General features: G+C 35.2%; 21 protein-coding genes and 2 pseudogenes. 9 read left to right on the forward strand and 14 right to left on the reverse strand.

All coding sequences use genetic code 11. The annotated features are described in order from the left end of the window. Positions 1-127 precede the first annotated feature (127 nt). Positions 128-448, reverse strand: coding sequence for a pentapeptide repeat-containing protein (locus F6K54_RS12355; protein WP_293077862.1), 321 nt, complete (start codon positions 446-448; stop codon positions 128-130). Between the two features lie 508 nt (positions 449-956). Here F6K54_RS12355 and F6K54_RS12360 point away from each other — a divergent pair. From F6K54_RS12360 to F6K54_RS12370, 3 genes are all read left to right on the forward strand, one after another. Beyond that, the gene (locus F6K54_RS12360; protein ID WP_293077864.1) at positions 957-1,109 is read left to right on the forward strand and encodes a hypothetical protein; all 153 of its coding nucleotides are present in this window, start codon (positions 957-959) and stop codon (positions 1,107-1,109) included. Positions 1,110-1,247: 138 nt separating this feature from the next. Then, positions 1,248-1,898 carry a hypothetical protein gene (locus F6K54_RS12365; protein WP_293077865.1) on the forward strand — a complete coding sequence of 217 codons (651 nt, stop codon included), beginning with the start codon at positions 1,248-1,250 and terminating at the stop codon, positions 1,896-1,898. Between the two features lie 360 nt (positions 1,899-2,258). Next, the gene (locus F6K54_RS12370; protein ID WP_293077867.1) at positions 2,259-3,005 is read left to right on the forward strand and encodes a DUF4058 family protein; all 747 of its coding nucleotides are present in this window, start codon (positions 2,259-2,261) and stop codon (positions 3,003-3,005) included. A gap of 220 nt (positions 3,006-3,225) precedes the next feature. Here F6K54_RS12370 and F6K54_RS12375 read toward each other — a convergent pair whose 3' ends face one another. The 4 genes from F6K54_RS12375 to F6K54_RS12390 all read right to left on the reverse strand — a co-directional run bounded on the left by F6K54_RS12375 (position 3,226) and on the right by F6K54_RS12390 (position 7,170). Further along, on the reverse strand, positions 3,226-3,885 hold the full coding sequence (locus F6K54_RS12375) for a retron system putative HNH endonuclease (protein WP_293077868.1): 660 nt from the start codon (positions 3,883-3,885) through the stop codon (positions 3,226-3,228). Further along, the gene (locus F6K54_RS12380) at positions 3,882-5,180 is read right to left on the reverse strand and encodes an AAA family ATPase (protein ID WP_293077870.1); all 1,299 of its coding nucleotides are present in this window, start codon (positions 5,178-5,180) and stop codon (positions 3,882-3,884) included. Before F6K54_RS12380 ends, F6K54_RS12375 begins: the two co-directional genes overlap by 4 nt. 675 nt (positions 5,181-5,855) lie before the next feature. Then, positions 5,856-6,770, reverse strand: a complete 915-nt coding sequence (locus F6K54_RS12385) for a calcium-binding protein (RefSeq protein ID WP_293077872.1) — start codon at positions 6,768-6,770, stop codon at positions 5,856-5,858. Between the two features lie 166 nt (positions 6,771-6,936). After that, the gene (locus F6K54_RS12390; RefSeq protein WP_293077874.1) at positions 6,937-7,170 is read right to left on the reverse strand and encodes an endonuclease/exonuclease/phosphatase family protein; all 234 of its coding nucleotides are present in this window, start codon (positions 7,168-7,170) and stop codon (positions 6,937-6,939) included. A gap of 695 nt (positions 7,171-7,865) precedes the next feature. On the opposite strand from F6K54_RS12390, the gene F6K54_RS12395 reads away from it, so the two are divergent. Continuing rightward, positions 7,866-8,534 (forward strand): glutathione S-transferase family protein, encoded by a 669-nt coding sequence (locus F6K54_RS12395; RefSeq protein ID WP_293077876.1) that lies wholly within the window; start codon positions 7,866-7,868, stop codon positions 8,532-8,534. 618 nt (positions 8,535-9,152) lie between these two features. Here F6K54_RS12395 and F6K54_RS12400 read toward each other — a convergent pair. Next, a complete protein-coding gene (locus tag F6K54_RS12400) occupies positions 9,153-9,347 on the reverse strand; it encodes a hypothetical protein (protein WP_293077877.1) in 195 nt (64 codons plus the stop codon). 64 nt (positions 9,348-9,411) lie between these two features. On the opposite strand from F6K54_RS12400, the gene F6K54_RS12405 reads away from it, so the two are divergent. Continuing rightward, positions 9,412-9,900, forward strand: a complete 489-nt coding sequence (locus tag F6K54_RS12405) for a DUF1294 domain-containing protein (RefSeq protein ID WP_293077879.1) — start codon at positions 9,412-9,414, stop codon at positions 9,898-9,900. 273 nt (positions 9,901-10,173) lie between these two features. Here F6K54_RS12405 and F6K54_RS12410 read toward each other — a convergent pair whose 3' ends face one another. Together F6K54_RS12410 and F6K54_RS12415 are read right to left on the reverse strand one after the other, a co-directional pair. Beyond that, complete coding sequence (locus tag F6K54_RS12410; RefSeq protein ID WP_293077881.1) at positions 10,174-10,302, reverse strand: hypothetical protein; 129 nt, start codon at positions 10,300-10,302, stop codon at positions 10,174-10,176. Further along, a complete protein-coding gene (locus F6K54_RS12415; protein WP_293077883.1) occupies positions 10,292-13,030 on the reverse strand; it encodes a tetratricopeptide repeat protein in 2,739 nt (912 codons plus the stop codon). Before F6K54_RS12415 ends, F6K54_RS12410 begins: the two co-directional genes overlap by 11 nt. A gap of 328 nt (positions 13,031-13,358) precedes the next feature. Here F6K54_RS12415 and F6K54_RS12420 point away from each other — a divergent pair, with 328 nt between their 5' ends. Then, complete coding sequence (locus F6K54_RS12420; RefSeq protein WP_293077885.1) at positions 13,359-13,526, forward strand: hypothetical protein; 168 nt, start codon at positions 13,359-13,361, stop codon at positions 13,524-13,526. 116 nt (positions 13,527-13,642) lie between these two features. Here the strand turns inward: F6K54_RS12420 and F6K54_RS12425 are convergent, their stop codons facing one another. The 5 genes and pseudogenes from F6K54_RS12425 to rsfS all read right to left on the reverse strand — a co-directional run bounded on the left by F6K54_RS12425 (position 13,643) and on the right by rsfS (position 20,385). Beyond that, positions 13,643-14,710 (reverse strand): RNA-guided endonuclease TnpB family protein, encoded by a 1,068-nt coding sequence (locus tag F6K54_RS12425; RefSeq protein ID WP_293077887.1) that lies wholly within the window; start codon positions 14,708-14,710, stop codon positions 13,643-13,645. A gap of 103 nt (positions 14,711-14,813) precedes the next feature. Next, positions 14,814-15,704, reverse strand: a pseudogene (gene iscB / locus F6K54_RS12430) (RNA-guided endonuclease IscB); the annotation flags it as partial. A 1,775-nt stretch (positions 15,705-17,479) separates the two neighbouring features. Then, positions 17,480-18,433 carry an asparaginase gene (locus tag F6K54_RS12435; protein ID WP_293077888.1) on the reverse strand — a complete coding sequence of 318 codons (954 nt, stop codon included), beginning with the start codon at positions 18,431-18,433 and terminating at the stop codon, positions 17,480-17,482. 967 nt (positions 18,434-19,400) lie between these two features. After that, complete coding sequence (locus F6K54_RS12440; protein ID WP_293077898.1) at positions 19,401-19,901, reverse strand: CGLD27 family protein; 501 nt, start codon at positions 19,899-19,901, stop codon at positions 19,401-19,403. Between the two features lie 64 nt (positions 19,902-19,965). Beyond that, positions 19,966-20,385, reverse strand: a complete 420-nt coding sequence (gene rsfS, locus F6K54_RS12445) for a ribosome silencing factor (RefSeq protein WP_293077900.1) — start codon at positions 20,383-20,385, stop codon at positions 19,966-19,968. A 2,017-nt stretch (positions 20,386-22,402) separates the two neighbouring features. Between rsfS and F6K54_RS12450 the strand changes: the two genes are divergently transcribed. The 3 genes from F6K54_RS12450 (at position 22,403) to F6K54_RS12460 (ending at position 24,249) form a co-directional block, all read left to right on the forward strand. Further along, on the forward strand, positions 22,403-23,308 hold the full coding sequence (locus tag F6K54_RS12450; RefSeq protein WP_293077902.1) for an MBL fold metallo-hydrolase: 906 nt from the start codon (positions 22,403-22,405) through the stop codon (positions 23,306-23,308). Between the two features lie 43 nt (positions 23,309-23,351). Beyond that, a complete protein-coding gene (locus F6K54_RS12455; protein ID WP_293077904.1) occupies positions 23,352-23,897 on the forward strand; it encodes a diheme cytochrome C in 546 nt (181 codons plus the stop codon). 205 nt (positions 23,898-24,102) lie between these two features. Next, on the forward strand, positions 24,103-24,249 hold the full coding sequence (locus F6K54_RS12460) for a hypothetical protein (protein ID WP_293077906.1): 147 nt from the start codon (positions 24,103-24,105) through the stop codon (positions 24,247-24,249). Between the two features lie 67 nt (positions 24,250-24,316). Here the strand turns inward: F6K54_RS12460 and F6K54_RS12465 are convergent. After that, positions 24,317-24,535: pseudogene (locus F6K54_RS12465) on the reverse strand (transposase); the annotation flags it as partial. Positions 24,536-24,997: the final 462 nt, after the last annotated feature.

Genomic DNA, 24,997 nt, shown 5'->3' on the forward strand with positions numbered 1-24,997 from the left:
AAAAAGCGCTCTGCACTATTTTAGGTGAAACAATCCAGTAGGGTGCGTTAGCAAAGCGTAATATCATGTCCGGTTGAACAGTGATAAATAAATAACTACGGAGGAGTCAGGAGTCAGTAGTCAGGAGTCAGGAGGAAAGAGGGAAGAAAGAAGAAGAACTGGAGTTGAAGGAGAAAGTTTTTTTATCACTAATTATCCGGACATGATATAAAACAAAAACACCAACAAGCAAAACTACCACCCAACGCTTCTGTAACCCTGCCCTAGATCCCTGAAACTTAGCACCCCTCAAATTTGCTCCTTGAAAATTAGTACCTCGAATATCCGCCCCACTAAAATCCGCTCCAGACAAATCTTTTCTCTTAAAAGATAGACCCCGAAGACTCACATTTCGAAAATCTCGTCTACCTTTTTCATATTCCTGCAATATCTCACGCGCTCTCATCATTAGTATTCCTGGAAAATTGAGAATTTAAGGCCAATCTAGTCAGCTACAGATTCTGGAAGATAAATTTTACCATACAAATAGTTTACAGTAAAATATGGCTTTGTTGCATGAAAGTAGCGTTCTTAACATCCATTCCGCAGCTATATCGCTCTGTTTCTATAGAACCCATTTGATAGCTATATAATTATGGTAGTCAAGTCTTTTCGCGCATCAATTTTGAGGAAAAATCATCTTAACTATTGTCCAATAGTTATTGCTCTGCACTGCCAAACGATCGCTGTGTTTTTTTATGATTGATATTCTATTTAACTATTGTCCAATAGTTATTACTCTGCACTGCCAAGCGATCGCTGTGTTTTTTTATGATTGATATTCTATTTAACTATTGTCCAATAGTTATTACTCTGCACTGCCAAGCGATCGCTGTGTTTTTTTATTATTGATATTCTATTTAACTATTGTCCAATAGTTATTACTCTGCACTGCCAAGCGATCGCTGTGTTTTTTTATGATTAATATCCTATTTAACTATTGTCCAATAGTTATTACTCTGCTGAGAAAGCGATCGCTGTGTTTTTTTATGATTAATATCCTATTTAACTATTGTCCAATAGTTATTACTCTGCTGAGAAAGCGATCGCTGTGTTTTTTTTATGATTGATAATCAATTTAACTATTGTCCAATAGTTATTGCTCTGCACTGCCAAGCGATCGCTGTGTTTTTTTATGATTGATAATCAATTTAACTATTGTCCAATAGTTATTGCTCTGCACTGCCAAGCGATCGCTGTGTTTTTTTATGATTGATAATCAATTTAACTATTGTCCAATAGTTATGACTCTGCTGAGAAAGCGATCGCTGTGTTTTTTTATGATTGATAATCAATTTAACTATTGTCCAATAGTTATGACTCTGCTGAGAAAGCGATCGCTGTGTTTTTTTATGATTAATATTCTATTTAACTATTGTCCAATAGTTATTGCTCTGCTGAGAAAGCGATCGCTGTGTTTTTTTATGATTGATAATCAATTTAACTATTGTCCAATAGTTATGACTCTGCTGAGAAAGCGATCGCTGTGTTTTTTTATGATTAATATCCTATTTAACTATTGTCCAATAGTTATTACTCTGCTGAGAAAGCGATCGCTGTATTTGGCGATGATTAATATCCTATTTAACTATTGTCCAATAGTTATTACTCTGCTGAGAAAGCGATCGCTGTGTTTGGCGATTATTGATATTCTATTTAACTATTGTCCAATAGTTATTACTCTGCTGAGAAAGCGATCGCTGTGTTTTTTTATGATTAATATCCTATTTAACTATTGTCCAATAGTTATTACTCTGCTGAGAAAGCGATCGCTGTATTTGGCGATGATTAATATCCTATTTAACTATTGTCCAATAGTTATTACTCTGCTGATTAAACCTCAAAGCTTTTACCGATAAAAGTTTCAGCATTTTTCCCCTCAAACATCAATCGTCAATTTAACTATTGTCCAATAGTTACAGAAGTTTCCGCGCATTATGAAGTACATATGCACAAGCAAGTGCGGCAGCTATATACTTTCATGCAACAAAGCCTTCAATAATTGATAATTGATAATGGATAATTGATAATTACCTCTCCCTAAAAACGGATAGGATTGAATAAAAGGAAAATATTTTCTTGTTTCTCCTTTAAAGGAGAGGCTTTAAACCTTAATTCTTCGGTAAAATATTATAATCATATTGATCGAGAGAAAAGAAGATTCCATATTTCAAGCCTCCCGAGGTACTGATAACTGATAACTGATAACTGAAATTACCATGCCATCACCCTTCCCTGGAGTAAATCCTTACTTAGAAAATTCAGCCTATTGGTCAAGTATACATCACTGGCTAATTACTGAAATTGCTCGATTATTAAACCAAAAATTAGCGCCTAAATATGTAGTTGCCGTAGAAGTGCGAATCTATGAAACCAGTGGAGAAAAATCTACACTTATTGGTATTCCTGACAATATCATTGCCAAAAGTTCTGAAAATACTATCAAATCTCCTGAGTTTAATGTAGCCGTTGCAACCTCTTCTATTCAACCTTTAACCATCGAACTTTCTCTTCCAGAAACAATTAAACAAGGATATTTAGAAGTTAGGAGAGTTGGCACGGGAGAAGTTATTACGGTCATTGAAATTCTTTCTCCTATCAATAAAAATCCAGGAGAAGGTAGGAGAAAATATGAAAAAAAACGCCTGGATATTTTAAATAGCTATACAAATTTTGTAGAAATAGATTTGCTACGTCAAGGTAATTCAATGATTACTTTAAATCAGAATATAGACTATGATTATTGTATTTTAGTTAGTCCGAATCATCAACGTCCTCAAGCAGAACTTTATGCCTTTAAAATTCAAGATATGATTCCTATTTTTACTTTGCCTCTACTTCCAGAAGATGCAGAAGTTACTGTAGATTTACAAAGTATTTTACATCAGGTTTATGACCAAGGACGGTATGATTTAATAATTGACTACCAACAAAAAATAAATCCAAGGATTTCAATCCTTGGCTAATAGCTTAAGTCATCTAAAGATGACTAAATGTCTATGCCATCTTTTTGTATTGTGGTTAATTAATGTAGCCTGATATAAGATAAATTTGTACTAATGGTAATTAGACAATCAGAGCATATTTAAAAATGGAGCGATCGCTCGAACCCAGAAACCCGATTTTTCTCTAGATGTTTTTTGTTAAAACATAAAATTTCTTGTAAAAACCAGGTTTATTTTCAGCTTATTTTTCCTCTAGAAAATATTCTTGAATAATGTAAGTAATTACTGTACAAAAAGGGATGTACTTACCTTGATTATCCAATTTATCAAAACTATCTAGCAATTCCTTTATTTCTGATTTTTCAAGATTTTCTACAACTTCTAATATACCATCAATTGCTGCTTTACGCATTGCATTCAACTTATCAATATCTAATCCTAATTTATCAATTGTTGTCAGAGCAATTTCTTTTTCTTTTTTATCTAAAACATTTGCAGGTAAAATTTCTCCAGAACCAGTATAGCGAAAAAAATTACTACAGTTCGGTTCTAAAGGGGAAACCATTAACTTTTCTTCATGCCAATCTGCTTTTTTGACACCACAATGGGGAGGTTCTTTTTTTTCTCTTTCACGTTGGCACGAAGCTAATAAATTATTATAATTTAGCTCTTCTTCTGGAAAAATGCTACGGGGTTTGAGGTGTTCTATATGACTATTTTCTTTATTAATTTCCATACCACAGTAACAACAAATATAACCCTGTTCCTCAAGTAAACTTTGATGAAAATTAGTTTTTTCTTTGCTCCTTAAATCATTATAAGTAGGTTGCCAATCTTCATTAGCAGACGCTTTAAATTTTGCTAAATCTTCAGGTTCATCACTCTTTTTTATATACTTCACTTCTTCAAAATATCCCGCCGACGCATCAATATATCTGCTCTGACAAATTCTGGTTCATCAGTACCTATTTCTTTCTCAATTTCTTGCCGTAGTTTTCTAGCTGACTCAAGATTTCCACTATCTATTAATCGAAATAATTCCATCAATTTTTCTTTGATTTCTTGTGGACGTTCAGGAACTTTCATTAAATCTTCTAAAATACGATTACTATCTCTACCGAACGAACTAGAAGGATTTTTAAGAACAAGATTATCATCTATTTTTTCCAAAATATAAACGCTATTGGGTTTGATTTTACTGACAACTTGTGGAGAGTGGGTAGTCATAATAAATTGACAATTAGGAAACGTTTCTGTTAGTTTAGGAATTACTTGACGCTGCCAAGCAGGATGTAAATGTTGTTCAATTTCATCTATTAATACCACACTACTTGCTGTTAAGGGATCGGCTAAACTTGGATTAGCTATTGCTAAACGTCTTGCTAAGTCACCTACTAATGCTAATAAGCTTTTTTCTCCATCAGATAGTTGTTGAATATCAAGTTCTTGGTCTTGTTTTTTGATAGTCATTCTTGGGTAAGGTTTTCGCCGCGCTCTAAAATCATTAAAGTCATTTTTTCCTAATATAGAATAGATAGCTTCTCTAACTGCTTGAAGTAAGCGATCGCGATACTCTGGATTATCTCGACGTTCTTCATTTTCGGTGTTTTCTATTATTCTGAACCATTTAAAAAAGCCACCAAAATTAATTTTTGTTCCACTAAGTGCATCTTCATAAGCATCGACTTGTCTAAACGCATAATTTTCTTCAATTTTTATAGGTAAATCAAGTACAAAACGATTAACAGGATAGTAAACAATTAGAGGAATATTAAGTTGAGAATTATTTTCCAATTGAGTAGTAATATCATCTTCTATTGAGCGAAAATTATAACTGTGGTAATCTCCACCGCTGTTGAAAACACCCAAACTTATTTGATTTTCTACACCACGAATTGAAAAGATAATTTGACAGTCGGTTTTTTCACATCCATTTGTAACATCCTGTTCGCTAAAACGTCTGCCTTGTGATTTATCTATATAATCATCATCTAAATCTAAATCGTGTGTTGTCCTTTTTGGTTCATACTGAATTCTAGCTAAAAGCCAAGATAACATAATTGCTATACAGTCTAAAATACTAGATTTACCTACTCCATTAATTCCAATAAATACAGTAGGTTCTCTGGCAACAAAATCAATAGTTAAATTCTTTATTCCTCTAAAACAATTAATTTCTAAACGTTTAAGTTTCATAAGTTCTTTAAAAACGTTAATAGAACTCGTAGAAATAACTCTTCCCATAAGAAATAATTTGTAAAAAAACTGTAGGGATTCGGTCTCCAAACCCAAACAAAAATGAGATGTGGAAACCAAATTCCTACAAGTAAATACTATAACATAAGTCCAGTAGACCGTATTAATGAAATGTAATGCACCGCCTATCCTTAATATTTCGCTCAGTTACGCTCCGCTAACACACCCTACTGGACCGACACAGCTAAAACTGTGCACTCTTATTTTTATTTCTAGGTGTCTTTTTCTCCCCACCCGAACCAACTCCCCACCCGAACCAACTCCCCATCTAATGCACCATTTCAGGTGTGTCAATCCACTACTGGACTGTTTCAGCTAAAATAGTGCATTAGGCTTTTCGATAATCACCTTATCACTCGGTCATCTCAATCCCCCACCCCCCCATTTTCTAATGCACATTTTTAGATGAAACGATCCACTACTGGACTAAAAGTTTACCGAATAATTAATAATTAATAATTAAATAATTCGCGCCTTGAAACCTCCCCTTTTAAGGGGAAAATAAAGAAATAATATTTCCTTATTTTCAATTCCGTAGCGGTTTTAACCAGAGGTAATTATCAATTATCCATTATCAATTAATGAACTATCTTTGAGGTTGATTTTCAATTATCTTTAGCCTCTAACTATAAAATCATCAACTTCAAGTAATGCTCCATTACTCAAAGTCGCAAACCGAGCGCCATCACCAAAACCATTAGCACTACCATTAGGATTATAGAACAACCCACCATTATTGACATTGTAAACAATAACAGCATCAGAAGTTGCAGCAGCACCTGTAACAACAGCAAAATCTGTTTCGATACTGTTAATAGCTGTAAACGTCGTTCCATCCAAAACAATTTTATCTTGACCAACAACAAAATCAGTAATTTCATCCACACCAATATCATCAGCATCAAATTCCTGATTCGTCGCAAAGATAAAACGGTCAATACTAGCACCACCAGATAGAGTGTCATCTCCACTTCCACCGTTGAAGCGATCGCGACCTTGACCACCATTCATCTCATCGTTGCCATCCCCACCAAATAGGAAGTCAATACCAAGGCGACCTTCCAAAACATCATCATCATCTTGGCCATAGAGGAAGTCATCGCCACGACTGCCAATAATTAAGTCGTCACCACCACTACCAACGAGAGTGTCATTTCCTGCTAAACCTGTGATGGTATCATCTCCAAAGTTGCCATTGAGACGTTCATCATCGGGAGTACCAATAATTTCTTGAGCAACTGGATCGACAATAGTGACTTGAGCAACTTGGTTTTCTGCATCAACTACATAGTCTTCTGTTTCTATCAACTCAATAGTTGTGGTTTCTTCCCCTTCAGACTCCTCATCCGGAATAGTTGTCCAGGTAACTGTTGCTGTAGTTACTCCTTCCTCAACAGTAATAGCGGAGCGTGCGAGTTCATCCCCTACTGCATCAAGCTCTTCTAAGTCAGAAGCATTGGTTAACTCAGGAGGAAACTCAATATCGCCAAAAGCATCATCAGCATCTGTTTCTGACCAAACTACCCGCAAACCTCCTTCTGGAGCAGCTTCACTTAAATTGAAAGTTAGACTGTATTGACCTGCATTTTCACTAACAGTTTTAGGTTCAACGTTTATACTTACTGTCGGGATATTGACAGTTATTTGCCGAGGGTTATAACTTAAAGGGTCAATTTCTAGAGGTTCTTCAAAAGCATTAGCAACATTTTCCCATTCCTAAATATTTTTCTTGAAATAATTCGGCTGCTTCCCCTTCTGAGTCAAAGTCAAATTCATTAACTAATAAAACATCAGGATTAACTCTTTGAATAATTTCTGCTACTGTCTGTGCTTGTTCGTTTTGTTGTGTAGAAAGGTCTTGAATTAATTGACCTTCTTCGTTGCGGTTTAGAGATGCGTTGAAACTGGCAAAGCGGATTGGATTTGGCATAAATTAAGAACCCTTAAATTATTTAGAGAAATAACCGTAATGGGATTTTATAGGTTCTAATTTAAGTTATGCTTATGTTTAGATTAAGTGTTGTTTATTAGACATCTTCAGAAAAGAGGGAGTAGGGAGTAGGGAGTAGGGAGTAGGGGGAAAGAATTGATAATTTATGTACGATTATTATCCGTAAATTATCAATTCTTTCTTCCTTTTGACTACTATGCGCAAAAGTCTATATCTTTTTCCTTAGTCATCTTTAGATGACTTCTGCTTTGAGCCAAGAAATAAATTTTTTGGCGGATGACTCTTGAGGAGTATGCCATATTTTTCATCTTTAATTATATTGTGGTTAATCAGTGCAACTTGATATAATTTATCAAAATAACATGGGTCTAAAACCCCACCTTTTAAGGCGAAATATTGTTGGAGAGTTGCTCAAATCCCCGTTACAAAAATAACTTCTGAATTCTGACTTCTGACTTCGTTAAAAATACTGGCTCTTGACATTATCTCAATTAAAAGATATGTTCGAGTTAATTTGGTTATACTAGGCTAAATTTTTGCATTTATTCTCGATCAAAATAATTGGGTCTAAAAACCCCGCCTTGATTGGCGATCGGGTTTTTGGAGGGGGGCTCAAATCCCTGTTACAAAAACAACTTCTGACTTCGTTAAAATGAGGAATAGTATTCAAGAAAATGAATCCAACAATAGAACTTTTTTGCTTTCAAGGTAGTCTTTTTGCTTGGCGAGTACAACTGGCCTTAGCAATTCATAATGTTGATTATGTCTCTCATTATTTAGACCCATCAATAGGAGAACATAAACAATCCGAGTATCTAGCTTTAAATCCTCGTGGTAAGGTTCCATTACTAAAACATGGGGAATTGTTTGTGCGTGAATCTATAGCAATTTTAGTGTATTTAGATTCTCTCTATCCTGAGTGGCAACTTTTTGGCAATACTAGCCAAGAGAAAGCAATAATTTGGCAACAGGTATGTGAAATTGAAAATGTAATTGCGCCCTCTTTACTTCAGCTTATCCCTCCTATTTTCTTCGGAGGTTTAGCAGAAAAAGAGAAGGAAGTTATTGAAAATTTCCAGAAATTAAAAGAAGAATTTACCATACTCAATGACGAGGTTTTAGCAGATAAAAATTGGTTGACAGGCGATCGATTATCTGCTGCGGATATTGCCATTTATCCTATTTTTAAATTTGTCGAAAAATTAGCAGCTCAGGAAGATGTGAGTAAATTAAACATAGACATCTTACCTATAGAGAAAAAATATCCGAAATTAGGAAATTTGCTACAAAAGATTGATGAAATGCCTAATGTTGATAGTCTCTATCCTCCTGACTGGCGTTGAAGCAGAAACAACAATGAATAATGAATAATTAATAATGAATAATTAGGGCTTGCTAATTAAATCTAAAATCATTGACAGATAAAGTTTTTAGCATTTTTAGGGCTGGAAAAAGTGCCGGAATTTAGGTCAAAATCCTTCAGCTAGAGGTACTGATAACTGATAACTGAAATGACTCCTACCCTTACCAAAAGACTTATTCAGCAAGCTCTAATTATACCATTTCACTACCTTATTACACCGATGCTACCGGATTTGATATTATAATCATACGCGATGTGCAACTTTCTACAGAATAATCAGCGTTTCTAGGTCTTTAGAGGAAAATATGCTTTTCAAAAGTCTCTAAATTTCATTGGTTGAAAAAAGTTGCACACGGCGTAATCATAGCGAAAATGATGTAGCTTGATTGGCGTTGCTGATTCTGGGTATGATTTGATAATTTTATATTTTTGATTTTGTATTTTGGATGGTTTGAACTACTTGTTAATATTAACTGTTCCCTGTTCCCAGTTAAGTGTTCCCTCCATACCTATAAACCTACTTTCATACCTTAATTCAGCAATGCCGCTTGATTTTGCGTATCACAGTTATTTTAATTTTATAGAACTAAAAAATGATTCAAGAACGTACAAAAAGACTCATGATCGCGCTTGCTACTACAATTATTGGCATACTAATAATGTACTTTAATCTCCATAATGGACTGCTGGTACTTGGTTGTTTAGTGATGTTTGTAGGTGTTGTAGCTACAATAGTAATATGTGTTAAAATTATTGACGATTCAATTAATTTTTTGGCTGCAGTAGTTGGCATTATTATCGGTTCTTGTATTTACATACTAATTACTTTTTACACATTTTTTCATATAATCCCACTATTGTTTGCTAACATTTTTACTGAATTTGTACCTATCTCTGCACAATTATTTTTGTTTGGCGATAATTTTGATATTTTTTCTCAAAGAGTTGTCACAGCAATTATTGTTGTGAGCTTAATCATCGCATTTTTAGACTTAAAAAAATATCGTTTTAATCTTAAAAATATATATTTTATGTATAGAATTTCATCTCTAGGATTAATTGATACTCTAATGATTTTTACAGTCCAACACTTGATAAATGCTGATTATTTTTATAACAATAACAATTATTCCGAAAGCAATATAATTAATGCGATCGCTTTTTTGATGGCCTTCTACTTGCTATGGATAAATATTTTGGCTTTTTTCGCATATAGTTTTGACAAGATAGCTTCTTTTTTTGGTATTGTTGTTCTCAGAATACCAGAAAAAATATTACATTTGTACGCAATTTTTGGAGGCACTTTCGGTGCAATTATCGCTATGGAGTATATGATACCAATTTGATAAATGTTTGCTACAAATAGCTAGGGTATTTATTAGAATTTCCTACGGAATGCTTCGCAAACAGAATTCAGAATCCAGAATTCGTATGGGGATAGATTTAATACCATTTTTGATGTTTTGGATTATCTTTTTCGTCAAATAGACTTTATTTGAAAGTATATTTATGATTCTTATTATTCGTAACATTCTTTTTTCAAAATGGTATGAACCATAAAACAACTAGCTCAAAATTTCAACCGAAACATAAAAAAATACTTGGGTTCCAAATATTTTTTATGCTACTTGTGATTTTAGTAAATATAATAATTTACATTTCAAGAGGTTAAATTTCTCGTTCTTCCTTCTTCCTTCTTCCTTCTTCCTTCTTCCTTCTTCCTTCTTTCTTCTTCCTTCAAAAACCATTACCAATCAAAATAAATGGTGCCCAATAATAAGGATGACTATACTCACTATTAATCATCGCAATTTGTGCTTTTTGTATAGACCTAGTCTTATTTTTCCCACTCCTTAAAGCTGTATAAAAATTATTCATAAATTCAGAAGTACCCCGATCATCTACTTGCCATAAAGTTGCTAAACTTGCTGCTGCACCCGCAACTTGCATTTGATAACCAAAACCTAGAATTTCTGAACCATCTCCTAACTGTTTTCCTTTACCAGTTTCACAAGCGCTCAAAACAACTAACTCTACACCATATAAATTCCACTTTTCTACTTCTCGTAAGCTAGCGAGTTCGCCATCTCCATATAATATAAAAGAGTCTTCCGGACTGCCATTAACAAAAGCAGAATGAGTAGCAAAATGTATTAAACTATGGCTACCCATCCTTAATTCCATAAACTGTTTACTAAAATCATCTCCTAATAATTTCTTGGTTTGAGGAAAAATACTAGCTAGCTTTTCTACCTCTACTTTCGCAAAAGGTAAACCTTCAAATTCAAACTTTTTTCTACCAATTGCAAAGCTATAATTTCCTTCAGTTAAAGCACCTGCCAAAATTCTGATATTTCTATTTCTCCTTGGACTTAAATCCATAATACTTGCAGCAGTAATATTATTAATTTTAAACCTCTTTGCCAACCATTTTTCTCCATCATATAAAGCTGCTAAAGGAATATAACGGAGCTTCCCATCTGGCGCGTAAATAATAGTGTCAACTCCATTAATTTTTAGGTCATTTTCTATTGGCTTAATTAACCATTTATAAAGTTTTAATCCAGCTTTCGCAACTCTAGAATCAAAGATATTATCAACTTCTCGCCTATCAATTAATCCTACCCTAAATGCAAAAAGTATTCGATCAAATTCTTCCCGATTAACTAACACTGTACGATGAACTGGGGGAGAATTAGCAGTAACTAAGATTAATTCTAGGCGGTCTTCTAAAATTAAAGGATATAAAACTACTGCATTTTCTTTTTTATGTTTTTTTAGTTCATACTGTAACAAAACCAACATCTCAGGACTAAGTCTTTGACTCTTAGCTTTATTCTTAATTTCTGAACTAATTTCTGTTATTTCCTCACTACGAATAAAATCGTGAATAGCAACTAATTTTTCTAATGAAATATTCTGATTTTTCTCGTCAGTTGTGCCTATATTATCTAAGAAATTAGTATATTTTTCTAGAAAAACATTTTCCAGTTTTAGCATAATAACTTCATTAGACTTATTCTCATCAGCTTTTATACCTCCCATATACTCAAATACTTCTTGTACTTTCAAAAAATCGAGAATTTGATGTGATTCTATAGCTCGTTTTTGCTCAAGCAATAAATTAGCTAAATCCCGATAAATTTCAGTAACAGTACCATCTAAATAATCCCTTTGTTCCTCTACTGGTAAAACCTGTAAATCTTTGCGGATTTTTTCTGTAATATTAACTGATTGTTTATAAAATATTATTGCCAATTCTGGCCTCTCATTTTTTGCTAATAATTTTCCTATATCAGCAAGGGTAATTCTTTCTCTATTTTGGTTTTCAAGTTGTCGATCAATAATTAAAGTATGAGTCAAAAATTCTAGAGATTCAGAATACTGACCAGACTCTCGATACACTATACCAATATTATGAACAGAAGCAGATTTACCTTCCCGATCGCCTAACTCTTCCCAAATAACTAATGCTTGTTGATGATATTCTAATGCTTGGGAATATTTTTCCTGTTCTCGATAAATTATACCTATATTATCTATAGTTATTGCTATACTCAAACGGTCTTGATTTTCTTCATAAATTTCTAAAGCTTGTTCATAAAACTTTAAAGCCTTAGAAAACTCTTCTAAGTGGCGATAAATTGCTCCAATATATGTTAAAAACTTGGCTTTATTTGAGGGATTATTATGTAAAATTTTCTGATAAAAATCTATAGCTTCCTTATAGCGACCTAACCTTGAATTAACCAAACCAAGATTACTTAAAATTGCAGTAAAATTGACATTATCTTTTTCCCTTTTAGCCATTTCTAAAGCTTCTTCATAAAACTCTATAGCTTTTGGATATTTACCTTGGCGATCGTAGATAACACCTATTTTATTTAAAGTACTACTAATAGCAGTAGTATCGCGCAGTTGCCTACGTATTTTCAGTGCTTTATTTAATGATGCTAATGCTTGTGGATATTGACTCAGCTGAGAATAAACTGTACTAATATTATCTAGGATGGCAGCAACTTCCTCTATATCGCCTAACTGTTGACTAATTTCCAAAGCTTGCTGATAATTCTCTAAAGCTTTCTGATACTGCTGTAGTTGCCACTCGATGCTGGCCATATTGTAGAGGGTGCTGCCGATCTTGAGGCTATAGAACTCCGTTCCGCTATCGCGTTGGCGGAGCCTAGTGGCAGCTATATCGCCCTGTTGAGTATGAATATCTAGGAGTTGCTGCCAAATTTCTAAGGCAGTTTCTAATTCCCCATTTTCAAGTTGTTCTTTAGCTTTCTCATCCAGTTGTTGTGCTTGAGTTTGTAGGTTTTCTTCAGTCAGGCGATCGCTATATTTTTTAGTCTCTTCTGCAACTGCCTTTGAATATATCTGTACTTTCTCTATTTTCTCTGTGACTAGAGATGGAGGCAAAATCAAGAAAAATACAGTACCGATAATTAATCTCAAATATTTGCAATTTATCATCAGACCTTCCCGGCAGCTTGGAGATCCCCGTGTTTCAACCGGGGGAGGAAAAGCGCCACGGCAGTTTTAACCGCCAGTGTAATATTAGTTGTATTGGTATCCATCACTTTTGTATATAGACTTGCAGTATTTATGGTTAATCCCCTGAATTGCTTCAGTTGCAGTTTGTATGTTGAAACTACCTGATTTTCGACACGAAACCCGACCAGAATAGTATCCAGCTTTTTTACCTCTGGGAACATTAGCAACTACTAAATCACCAGTTTTAAATCCAAAAAAGCTTTTTTGTCTTGGTCTATGACTTCTAGCAAAACCATATTTATCAGGGATGATACGTTTTCTAGAGCCGTTACCTGTGGCAGTAATTACTAAAGGCGATGAAACTTTAACTATTAGTTTTTCAGGAGTTGATTTGCCTACACAACTAGCATCTAACCAGTGTGCTTTAGAAAGATTTTGTCGGCATCGGTTATATTTGGTTAATCCGTTCTACTAAACTTACCCAAACTTACCCATGAGGGTTTTGGAGCTAGCTTCCTGTTTCACAGAAGACCACTGACCGCAGTCTGCAACTTATCTTCTCCACAGGCTTCAAATCGGTGGGAACTCCACCTACTGACTCACATAGTTTTCTAGGTTGACAGCAGCATTAAAGTCTCTGTCAGCAGTTAAACCACAGGCACTACATTCATACGTCCTCACACTCAATGGCATTTTCTGTTTATGCCCACACTGAGAACATATTTGAGAACTTGGATAAAATCTATCTGCGATCACTAGCTGGCTTCCATACCACTCACACTTGTATGATAACTGACGCTTAAACTCATAAAAGCCACAGTCTGCTATGGCACTTGCTAGTTTGTGATTTTTGAGCATTCCACTAACATTCAAATCCTCAATTACTATGGTGCTGTGGTTCTTAGCTAACCATGAAGTGAGTTTATGTAGTGCATCTGCTCTAATATCAGCGACTTTTTTGTGGACTTTAGCTAATTTTTTTACTGCTTTAATTCTGTTTTTGCAGCCAATAACTTTTTTGCTGACTGCACGTTGATGACGAACTAATCGTTTTTTAGCTTGTTTGTAAGCTTTGAGGTTAGCGTAGGTTGTTCCATCACTACAAGTTGCTAGAGCGTTTATACCTACATCTACACCAATAATATCTCGTTCTTTAGCAGTAGGATTTGGTTGATCATCATATTTAAAACTAATGTACCAGTTGTCTGCTTTTTTTGAGATTCTCACATTTTTTACTGGTACAGAAGGTAAGATTTCATAGGTTTTTACTATTCCTATCCTTGGCAGCTTTATATAGTTTCCTTTCAGGATTTTAATGCTTCCTTCTAAATAGAAACTGTCTTTTTTCCCTTTTTTCTTAAAGACCGGAAATCCACGTCCGGGAATAGTTAGAAAGTTTTTAAATGCCCTCTCTAAATCTCTTAATGCTTGTTGAGGGGCACATTTTGATACTTCATAATACCAGGGATTTTCACTTTTAACTTCAGCAATCAAACGTTTATGTAAAGTGATAGCACTAGGCCGTTTCTTGGTTTCCTTGTATTCAGAAATGCAAGTTGCTAATCCCCAATTATAAGCATGACGGGCTACACCTGCGTGTTTAGCAAGTATGGTTTTTTGATAATTGTTAACTTTTAATTTAGTCTTGATTGATTGCATTTCAATTTATCGCCCACCTCTTTTAATTGTTTAATAAATTATACATAAATCTAGTATATCACAGTAAATGTCTATTTATGTTTAACTTTGTCCAATTATTTTAATACTGTTGATAGCCCCCTGAACCAACTTCTATAGATAGCCCTGTTGCTTCCAAAACCTCTTTAAGTTTCCATTGGGTTGCGTTAACTGCTGCTGTATCTGCCAAAGGCTTTTTTACTTGATTCAATATCCGTTTGAGTAAGTCTGGTTGGCCCGATAAAAAGTCTTTAATGTCTTGGTTTCCCTTAGCCTGGTTACAGGAGTTACAAGCCAAAGTTAAATTGCTGACTCTATTTGAACCTCCTTTAGACTTAGGATGTATATGCTCAACTTCTAACGCAGTATCAGTTGCCCTACAGTAGACACATTTACGATTCCATTTTTCCAGTAGATATTCTCTTAACTCATAGCCCGCCAATTCACCTTGTTGATACTCAACTCCTGATATTTCAGAGTTTTGCATTAACTGAGTATCAAACCTAACCAGCTCTTGAGATATAGCAGTTATAGGGCAATATTTGATTAACCTTTGCACCCAAGTTTCTGTATTGAAAACTCTAGACATTAAGCTAGGTGGTAGCCAACTTTCAGAACGTTTTCTATTTCTAAATCTAGGCTTTCTGTACCTAGTTTTTCTATTCCGTCTATTCCGGCGGATAGCACCACGGTTGCTTAATAGCTTTTTAATCTTGAAACCTCTGTGAGTTAGTTCAGCACCCCAGATCACTAAATTATCCTGTAGGATTGCTAAACCTGTAGTTTTGGCTCCTGGGTCAATTTTCAGTCGATGTTCGTGAGTTACACAGTTTTTTACCTCCAAATCGTGAACAATTATTGTAAATGGATACCTACGAAAAACTGAAGCTCTACCAGATTTGAGTAGTTTTCTAGCTCTTGCACACCCGCAAGAGTCTAATGGTTTTCTGTTGGTATCTAATACAAAAACAAACATAATGTTTAATCTCCTATTGCTAGGGTAACTTTTGCCTCGCCAATGTTATCGATCGGTACTTTCCAAATGGCACTAGCTTAACCCACTATGCTTGTTTAACCATTTGGTTCTAGAGCATGGAACTGGCAGAGCATCCCAAGGTAGGAACTTTAACGCTTACCGATAACGTAGACCTTGGAGGTCTTAGGCTGGTCAGGTGTTGGCCTGTTTTCTTGGAGCGTAGCAACAAGAGTGTGCAAGCCCTTGGACTTTAGTCCTGGGGTTCCTGACTTTCTACCAAATTCATAAAATTTTGCTACATTGAATTTTTTGAGTAGGTGCTAGGTTTAGTGAGGTAAACTCTTATCTTTCTTCCCTTTTACCTAAAACCTAAAATTTTGTACCTCACGCTTTTTGGAAATTGGGCATTGATTATTTCGGCTATGATTGTACTTTAATGGCGATGACCTAGCTATTAACTGGAAAGCATTTTATCCCACCCACACGCACTTCAAGAGCGTATCATTAAAAGTAGTATATAAATCTGTAGCTTGGTAGATATTTATCATAAGCAAATCATCTCAATTACTTTTTTCGTTCATCAAATTCCTAGTAAAAAATTTACGCATAAATACTTGCTTGATTAATTACTCAATCGCGGCAGCTATGATTTTAAAATAAAATTCTGTCTCCTGTCTCCTGACTCCTTCTTCGGTTGCTACATTTTGTGGTGCGGAATGTGGGTTTTATATTTGGCAAAATTTAGGTTTCATAGCTTGAGTCACCATAAACCCAGTTTCTTGAGTAGGTTGAAACTGCACTTATGTTGCTTTTTACCTTTTATATCATGTCCTGATAAGAGCGCGATAGAACTCCGTTCCGCTTACGCGTTAACAAAGTTTTGCGCCAGCAATCAAAAAACTTTCTCCTTTTCCTCCTCCTCCTTCTTTCTTCCCTCCTGACTTCCCCTCCTGGGAGGGGTTAGGGGTGGGTTGACTCCTGACTCCTGACTCCTGACTCCTATGGATACCAAAAATCAAAAAAGCCTGATAAATCTTAAAACTTACCAGACTCTTTTTTAGATTATTAACTTTTATGGCGGGAGGCGGATTTGAACCACCGACCTTCGGGTTATGCTTACCACCACAGCTTTCACTGCCTTAATTCTCAACTTTAAGAATTAGTTCGTGGTCTGGACTGTCCCTTTACCCTCAGCTTCTATGTAAACTAGAACTGCTAGGGTACTTGCCAACCAGTCTCTACACCTTCTCCTTTTACTTGGAGCTTGGCTCGGGATTACCCCGCTAACGGTTTCCCCGAATTTGACAAGTAAACACATACAAATTTCTTCGTATGCCGCCCCTTACAAGGTATAACTTCAAGCTTAGTGACTAGCGGTGTCTATTTGTGCTTGATTTTGTTTGTCTTACCTTATAACTTGAGCCCGACGAGCTACCAGACTGCTCTATCCCGCGTCGTCTTTTATTAGTATAAACATAACCTCATCAAAATTGCAACCCCTTACTCAAAATATTTTCCAAATTTTTTTCAGGGCCGTCCAATTACCGAATAATTAGGGTCTGCTGAAAAAATTGATTGGTGGGAGTAGGACGCGGGGACGCGGAGACGCGGAGACGCGGAGACGCGGAGGTGGGGGGAACAGGCAACGGTTTCGGCCATTTTATGTGAAGAAATTTTCTTGAATTTCAGCAGAAAATTTCAGTATTTAGTCAATCCTATCCGTTTTCAAGGAGAGGTAATTATTAATTATTAATTATTAATTATTAATTATTAAACTATACCATACACATTTCTCCGATTACTTCCAAACGCTTGACATTACTGAGAGACATATAGTTTTCCGCTAGAGTTTCAGCAATAGTTGGACTTATCCAACCCATCTGAGTTAACAAGTGAATAGCCACTGCATATTTCGCTCGTTTAGCACCATCATTAACTTTAATGGCCAAACCCATCCCTTCACCTACCCGGCCAATACATTGCACTCCCTCAGCTCCAGACTTACTAACAATTTCTCCGGCCGTCAAGCGCATCAACTCTGTATCAAAACTTCCCTCTCCCCCAACCATTTCTGGATGATAAGTCATCGCTCTGACAATTCGTTCTAGATCCAAACTATCACCTGAAGCCAGTTTGGCGTATAAGGTTGCCATTTGACTCAGTTGTAGGAGATAAGTTGGAGCACCACAGTCATCACGAGCACCAATAAATTCTGCTGCAGGCATTGCCAGTAACTCAGCCACCTTGCTAATAATCAACTGTTGAACTGGATGCTTCATTTGCAGATAAGACTCCATCGGCCAATTTCTTTGCTGACAAACAGCCAGCATACCTGCGTGCTTACCAGAACAGTTATATTGCAAAGGACTATTTTTCTCGGCAGGAGTTGGACATTGAAGTTTTGATGGGTCAATATCACAACGCCATAAAACATTAAATACCTGTCTTGCTTGCTCCGTTGTACCTTGATGGGAACTACATATAATGGCCAAATCTAAGTCGGTTAAGTCATAACGTTCTAGAGTGCCTGTAGTAGTAACTGCTAAAGCTTGGAATGGTTTAAGAGCTGAACGGACAAATGTGGCAGTATCTGCACTTCCGGCCACAGATAAAACCCGACCTCTATGGTCGCACACAGTGGCCTGAACTTGGTGAATTGATTCAACGATACCTTCTCGGAGTAGTCTGACTTCTAGTTGCGAAGTTTGTGTTCTTTTTCCCCTTGTCATTTCAGTTATCAGTTATCAGTTATCAGTTATCAGTTAACAGTACCTCTGCAATAAGGAGGCTTGAAATTTGGAATATTTTCTAATCAAAATTACTATAGCAATCCTATTTTATTTGTGTATAAAAATCTTACCGCTTTTAGGGAAAAGGGAAAAGGGAACAGGTGGAAGTTTCAGTTTTCTTATCGACTTTTTGATTACCCGCAACTTATTTAGGATTGCTGTATAATTTTTTTTCAGCCATTAACAATTAATAATTACCTCTCCTTAAAAGAAAGAGGATTTATATAATTGGAAAAAAATAAATTTTTTTCCCTTTAAAATGGGAGGCTAATCAAGCTGAATTATTTAATTCTTCATTATTCATTAAGGAGGCTTGAAATCTGGAATATTCTCTAATCAAAATTACTATAGCAATCCTATTTTATTTGTGTATAAAAATTTTACCGCTTTTAGGGAACAGCAAACAGGGAGTAGGTGGGAGTTTCAGTTTTTTTATCTACTTTTTGATTACCCGCAACTTATTTAGGATTGCTGTATAATTTTTTTTTCAGCGATTAACAATTAATAATTAGGGTTTGCTTATGGAAAGTCTTTTTGCTCTTTGTAGGCAGTAGGCAGTAGTTAGGACGTAGAATAAATGGGAATTACAGAGTCAGCAGCCTAAACAATACTAAGAGCGATTTTTCGGCTGCGTGCAGGGCGTGAAAATCCTCACTTTTTTCACCACAGCAACTGAAAAGCTCATACTTTTAATAGACATAATTTGCCTCAAACCAATATCAGTCAATGGGCGCGATATTTAATCAGCAAGCCCTAATTACCTCTCCTTAAAAGAAAGAGGATTTACATAATTGGAAAAAAATTATTTTTTTTCCTTTAAAATGGGAGGCTAATCAAGCTGAATTATTTAATTATTAATTATTAATTATTAATTATTCATTAATTCGGTAACTATTTTGGGTAAGTTTTAGATCAAAACCCAGATTATTACACCGACACAAATTATTAAGAGCAAACTATAAAAAGTTTTGTGTAATCTTTTGAGAAGTGGTTGAACTTGATAGTTAACTATTAACTTATCCTTTGTAATTTCCTCTGATGTTTTCAGCCATGTTTGTCCATCATACCAACCAGACTCTTCATAAAAAACAGTGGTACTAGCAAGACGCGATCGTACATAATTCCAACCTAAATAAAGTCGCAATAATACCAACATTAGAATAAAACTTGCACCTGCTGACCCACTCAGAAAAAACTCCACCGGATATTTCTCTGGAAAAAAACTTGCTGCTGCTACTGGGCCTGATACTAACCAACTCCAGAGCCAAACCCAGACTAACTTCTTGATATACTGAGGTCTTTCTAATGTTACCCAACAAAATAACCAGGAATTTTTGAGTTCTTCGTATTCGTTGACTGGTTGTTGTTCTGGCGGAACTGGAGAACTAGATATTATCTGTCTAGTCATATCAATTTTTCCTCACATATATTTTATGCCAATCAAATAAGTAGTTCATATTGACAGCTTGCTCCTAATTGAGCAATGATAAAATATCTACTCTTTCTGCATGACTCCAAAATGCTTCTAAATTGTAGAATTCTCGTTCTTCGGGCTTCAATATGTGAACTATGACATCACCATAATCCATTAATATCCAAGAACTTTCGCTTTGGCCTTCTACTCCTAGAGGATAAAGTTCTCTATCTTGTTCCACCTTTTGGGCGATCGCCTGAAATATAGCTCTTACTTGAACATTAGAGTAACCTGTGATAATTATGAAGTAGTCTGCTAAATAAGATACTTCTGTTACTTTAATTACAACAATGTTATCTCCTTTACGATCTAATGCGGCGTTAACTATTGTCGATGTCAATTCTAAGGTTTGATCGGGTTCTGAATTTTCCTGACTTAATTCGTTTGACAAGGACTGAATATGAGGGTAATTCGACATCAAATTATCTATTTCCTTATTCCTGGTTTATATGGTATTGGATCTTTGCTATCTGACTAATTTTGAGCCTTATGTGTTAGTCATCATCTTGTTGATTTTATTGGTGTTTCATTTTTTGTTCATCCAAGGTTGTTTCATGGGCCATTTACTGGGACAAACTTCTAGTGAATATAATTTTTAATCAAACAATTAGTGGTTAGCAAGTGCTTTATAGTATAATCGCAGCTTAATTAAATTGCATGGTAGAGATTTTTCTTACTAAGTTGTCTAAAAATGCTGTAACTCTGGATTTCACCTCTACCAGGCTCCAAAGTATCTGCGAGAAAAGTTATGTAACTTAGCTGATTCATATGCTGTCTCTCTATAAATTTATGATTAGTTATCGCTGCTAAAATCTCCTTGTTCTTGATCCCTAAACCTTTTATGGGCAATAAGTGTGTTTGTCCACAATTACAGTATCATTTGCATAAAGCAAATGAGCATAGACTTCTGATACTAAATTTATTTCTAAATCCTCTAACTTAGCAATTAGTTTGTAATAATACATGGGGAGAAAAATATTTAGCTAGTGCAGGATGGCGGAAATAACTGACCAGTTACAAAATCCTAAAACAATTACAAATCAAAAATGATTGACTGTCTTGAGTGTGTCTTACATTCTGAGGGGACCTCAGAATTACACACTCGATGCATGACTTTTAATTTCCGCGTAGTGGCACTAGATTGTGCATCAATCCTGCTAATTGAGCTTTTTCCTGGTTTATAGCATAATAGTATGCTAAGTTCCTGTGCCATTTTTTCTATTATCAGAATATTTTTGACCAAAAAATGAGGTCTTAAGCCTCCCCTTTCAAGGGGATGAAAAAGCGGTCGAGGGATGACGAGGTCCCCTCGCCATATCCAATCGACCAAGACAGCGGTCGATCTTCGGAGCTTCCCATAGGGTGGGATGGTGAGGAAACCTGCGCCATATCCATGAGACCAAGAGAAAATAAAGTTAAATATTTCAAGCCTCTGCCTGAAGTCCTATGCTTTATAAACATCTTTCTTAACATAAAACTTGACAAAAATATCATTTGATATATTAGAGTCTGAAAGCTCCTAGTGTCGTTGCGATCGCAACGACAAAAAACAATTTTTAGGAACACACAAGTTAGTCAATTTGTCAAAGCTTGTAAAACCAAAAGAATGCTCGTAAGCTTTTGATAATAGGCATTATCCACTTTTGTAAAGAATTTTGCTGATAATGGATAGGCCTGAAGTCAGAAGTACTGATAACTAATAACTGATAACTGAAATGACCCTAGGGACTGGAAAATGAACTGAAAACCATATTAATAGCTTCCCTTTAAGTTGAATAAGTTGAAGCAAATCTAATTTTTCCGATTTTGGAATTGACAATTCCTCATATTTCATGAAAATTATTTTGACTTCACACTGATTATACCTCTCCGGAAAAGAGGGATGAGTAAGTGGAAATAATTGAGGAAATAATTGATAATTTATCTATGATAATTGATTTTATTTTTGATTATGGGAGATATCTATATCTTAATAGCAGTTTGTGATTTTCTTAAAGTTAGAATCACTCCGAACCTTTACTAAACGGATAACAATAGGGAGGAAATATTTATAATGTTTCAGTAGGTTTTAGTATTTGTTTTTGGTTAAGATTATCAAAATCAACTTGCTTATCAATCCCCAGTTATCCAAATTGAAAAATTATAATTTTTTGAATAAATTTTGAATAAATATTTATTTACTAATTTGCTATTTAGAATAGTTTAGTTATACAAAAATTTTACTAAAGGCTAAGAACTATAGAAACTTAAATATACAATTTTTAAAACAAAATAATAAAAATTTTATGATTGAAAGTATAGCTTTCTATACTAAATTACATTTTTAAAGATATACTAGCAACGATTAGTACTTGATTTTGCTAGAATTAAGCTAAATTGAAAGTTAAGAATTTCTTAACAGATTCGTATTAACCGCAAGTCTGAAACACAGAAATATGCAGTCTTCAGAGCCGTCAGCCCCAATATCACAATCTGAGGAGATAGCTACTCAGTCACCCTCCTTAAAAACCAGGTTTGTAGTAGAATTCTGGGGTGTACGAGGTAGTATACCTACCCCTGGTAGTAGTACAGTTCGCTATGGTGGTAATACCTCCTGTGTAGAAATGCGCGTAGGGGAAAAACGTTTGATTTTTGATGGAGGTACAGGCTTAAGAGTATTGGGTTTAAACTTAATGAAGCAAATGCCAGTGGAAGCTCATATATTCTTTAGTCATACTCATTGGGACCATATTCAAGGATTCCCATTTTTTGTTCCTGCATTTATGCCTGTCAATAAGTTTCACATACATGGAGCAATAGCACCTGATGGGACTACAATTAAGGAATGTTTATCCGATCAAATGGTAAATCCTAACTTTCCTATTCCTTTACAGGTAATGGGTTCTGATATGAAGTTTTATGACTTTAGCACTGGAGATGTAATTAGGGTTGATGATATTGAGATTGAAACAGCTCCTCTCAATCATCCTAATTTTGCCATTGGATATCGAGTTTGTTGGCAAGGTAAAACTGTAGTTTATTGTCCAGATACAGAACATTATGAAGATCGTTTTGATGAAAATGTGCTTTATCTAGCTCGTAAAGCTGATTTGCTGATTTATGATGCTACCTACACAAATGAAGAATATTATAATCCTGAATCTCCTAAAATTGGTTGGGGACATTCTACTTGGCAAGTAGGTGTGGAAATAGCAAAAAAAGCAGGAGTCAAACAAATAGCTATGTTTCAACACGATCCTTCTCATCATGACAATTTATTGGATGAAGTTCAAGTTGCTCTCCAGTCAGTATTTCCCAATGGGTTAGTAGCAAAAGAAGGTATGACAATTCCAATTCTTTAAAGTAACAAAAAATAATGAAGTACTAACACTAGAGATTATATTCATGCCAATATCTAATCTCATACATAAAGGTAGACGACGACCATCTATTTTTTTACTTTTACTACTGATATTTTTATGGAGTGTAAGTTGTGGTTTGGTTATGGCAAAAATTTCTACTGCAACAACTATTTCACAAATTGAGCCTCAACTAATGAGTAATGTTGATGTGGTTCCTAAACGCCACCAATTAGGACTGTCGTTATACTTGAAGAATTGTGCTACTTGTCATATTCCAGTACCACCTCAAGTCCTTCCCACAGAAACTTGGAAAATAATTCTAGAGGATTATCAACACTACGGTATACAAATTCCTACTCTTATAGATCCACCTCGTCAACTTATTTGGAATTACCTACAAGTATCTTCTCGTCCCAAATCACAGCAAGAGGAAAGAGTACCTTACAGAATTTCTAGTTCTCGTTATTTTAAAGCGCTTCATCCCAGAGTAGAACTTCCTCAAAATGTGAATATTAAGGGTTGTGTTTCTTGTCATCCTAGCGCTGCAAAGTTTGACTTTCGTACTCTAAGTTCAGAATGGCCTGAATAAAGTCAAAAGTCAAAAGTCAAAAGTCAAAAGTTATAAATTGTAAGTTTGAAGTTAGAAGTGATATTTTAGGTACTGAAAACGTCTACCATACAGTAATTTTAGCTTATTATTTGACTTTATCAGTTATCAACTATTTATGACATTTTTTAAGAGCTGATTTATTAGGGCGTGTCATCAATTAAAAATTTGACAAAATGGGTGTTGTATGCTATGGGTGAATGGCGATCGCTATGCTAATAAAATGACCGAGGCTACCTTTAGGAATTCCTCCCAGGAAGTTAACCGAACGTTTATCATATCTAGTCGCGATATAGCTGCCGCACTTGCTCCGCCAACCCTCGATACTGTTTGAGTTTGACAAAGAAATTTTCGATCAAATGAGGTGCATTAGTATGAAATACTCTCTCCCAGACCCCTGAACGGCTCCAACGACTAAAACGGGTATGGACCACGGGGAAGTCCCCAAATCTTTCTGGTAAGTCTCTGGTTCGGAATTCCGGCTCGATATCTATACAAAACAGCTTCCACAAAGAGGCGGTTGTCTTTTGCTGTCCTTCCTATAGTCCCTTTTTGTCCTGGTAGTAAATTTGTATGGGCGTTCCCATTGGTCCTATGCGCAAGCCATAACGTCTAGTCATTGAGAGCAGTCCTATGCATGTTATTCCTGTAGTTATTCTTTCTAAGCATACTATATTTAATGTCAACCTCTTTAATTGATGAAACGCCCTAGGGTTTGCTTATATTTCAAGGTCAATATATAATATATTATAAGCAATTTATCTTAGTTGTTTATACAGAAAAAACTTAGGAAATATGTCTATTTTCAACGTACTATTCAGGACTATTGAGTATTTCTAACTAAAGTCCCAATGTTAAAATTTTGCATAACCTCCTGAATGTTATAAATAATTAAGTTTATAACCGAAAAATTATCAGTTTTATCCTGGAGAAATTTTTTTTAATAAAAAGAAAAAATTTTCCCTACCGTGTTAATCCTCTTCTTTTCTTCTTTTCAAGGAGAGGTAATTGTTAATTAGGGTTTGCTGAAAAAGTATGTTAGTGAAGGAAGGGAACAGTTTAAACTATCTGCTATGGTCAAA

This window comes from Okeania sp. SIO3B5, from assembly GCF_010692555.1.
In the GTDB taxonomy this organism is placed as follows: Bacteria; Cyanobacteriota; Cyanobacteriia; order Cyanobacteriales; family Microcoleaceae; genus Okeania.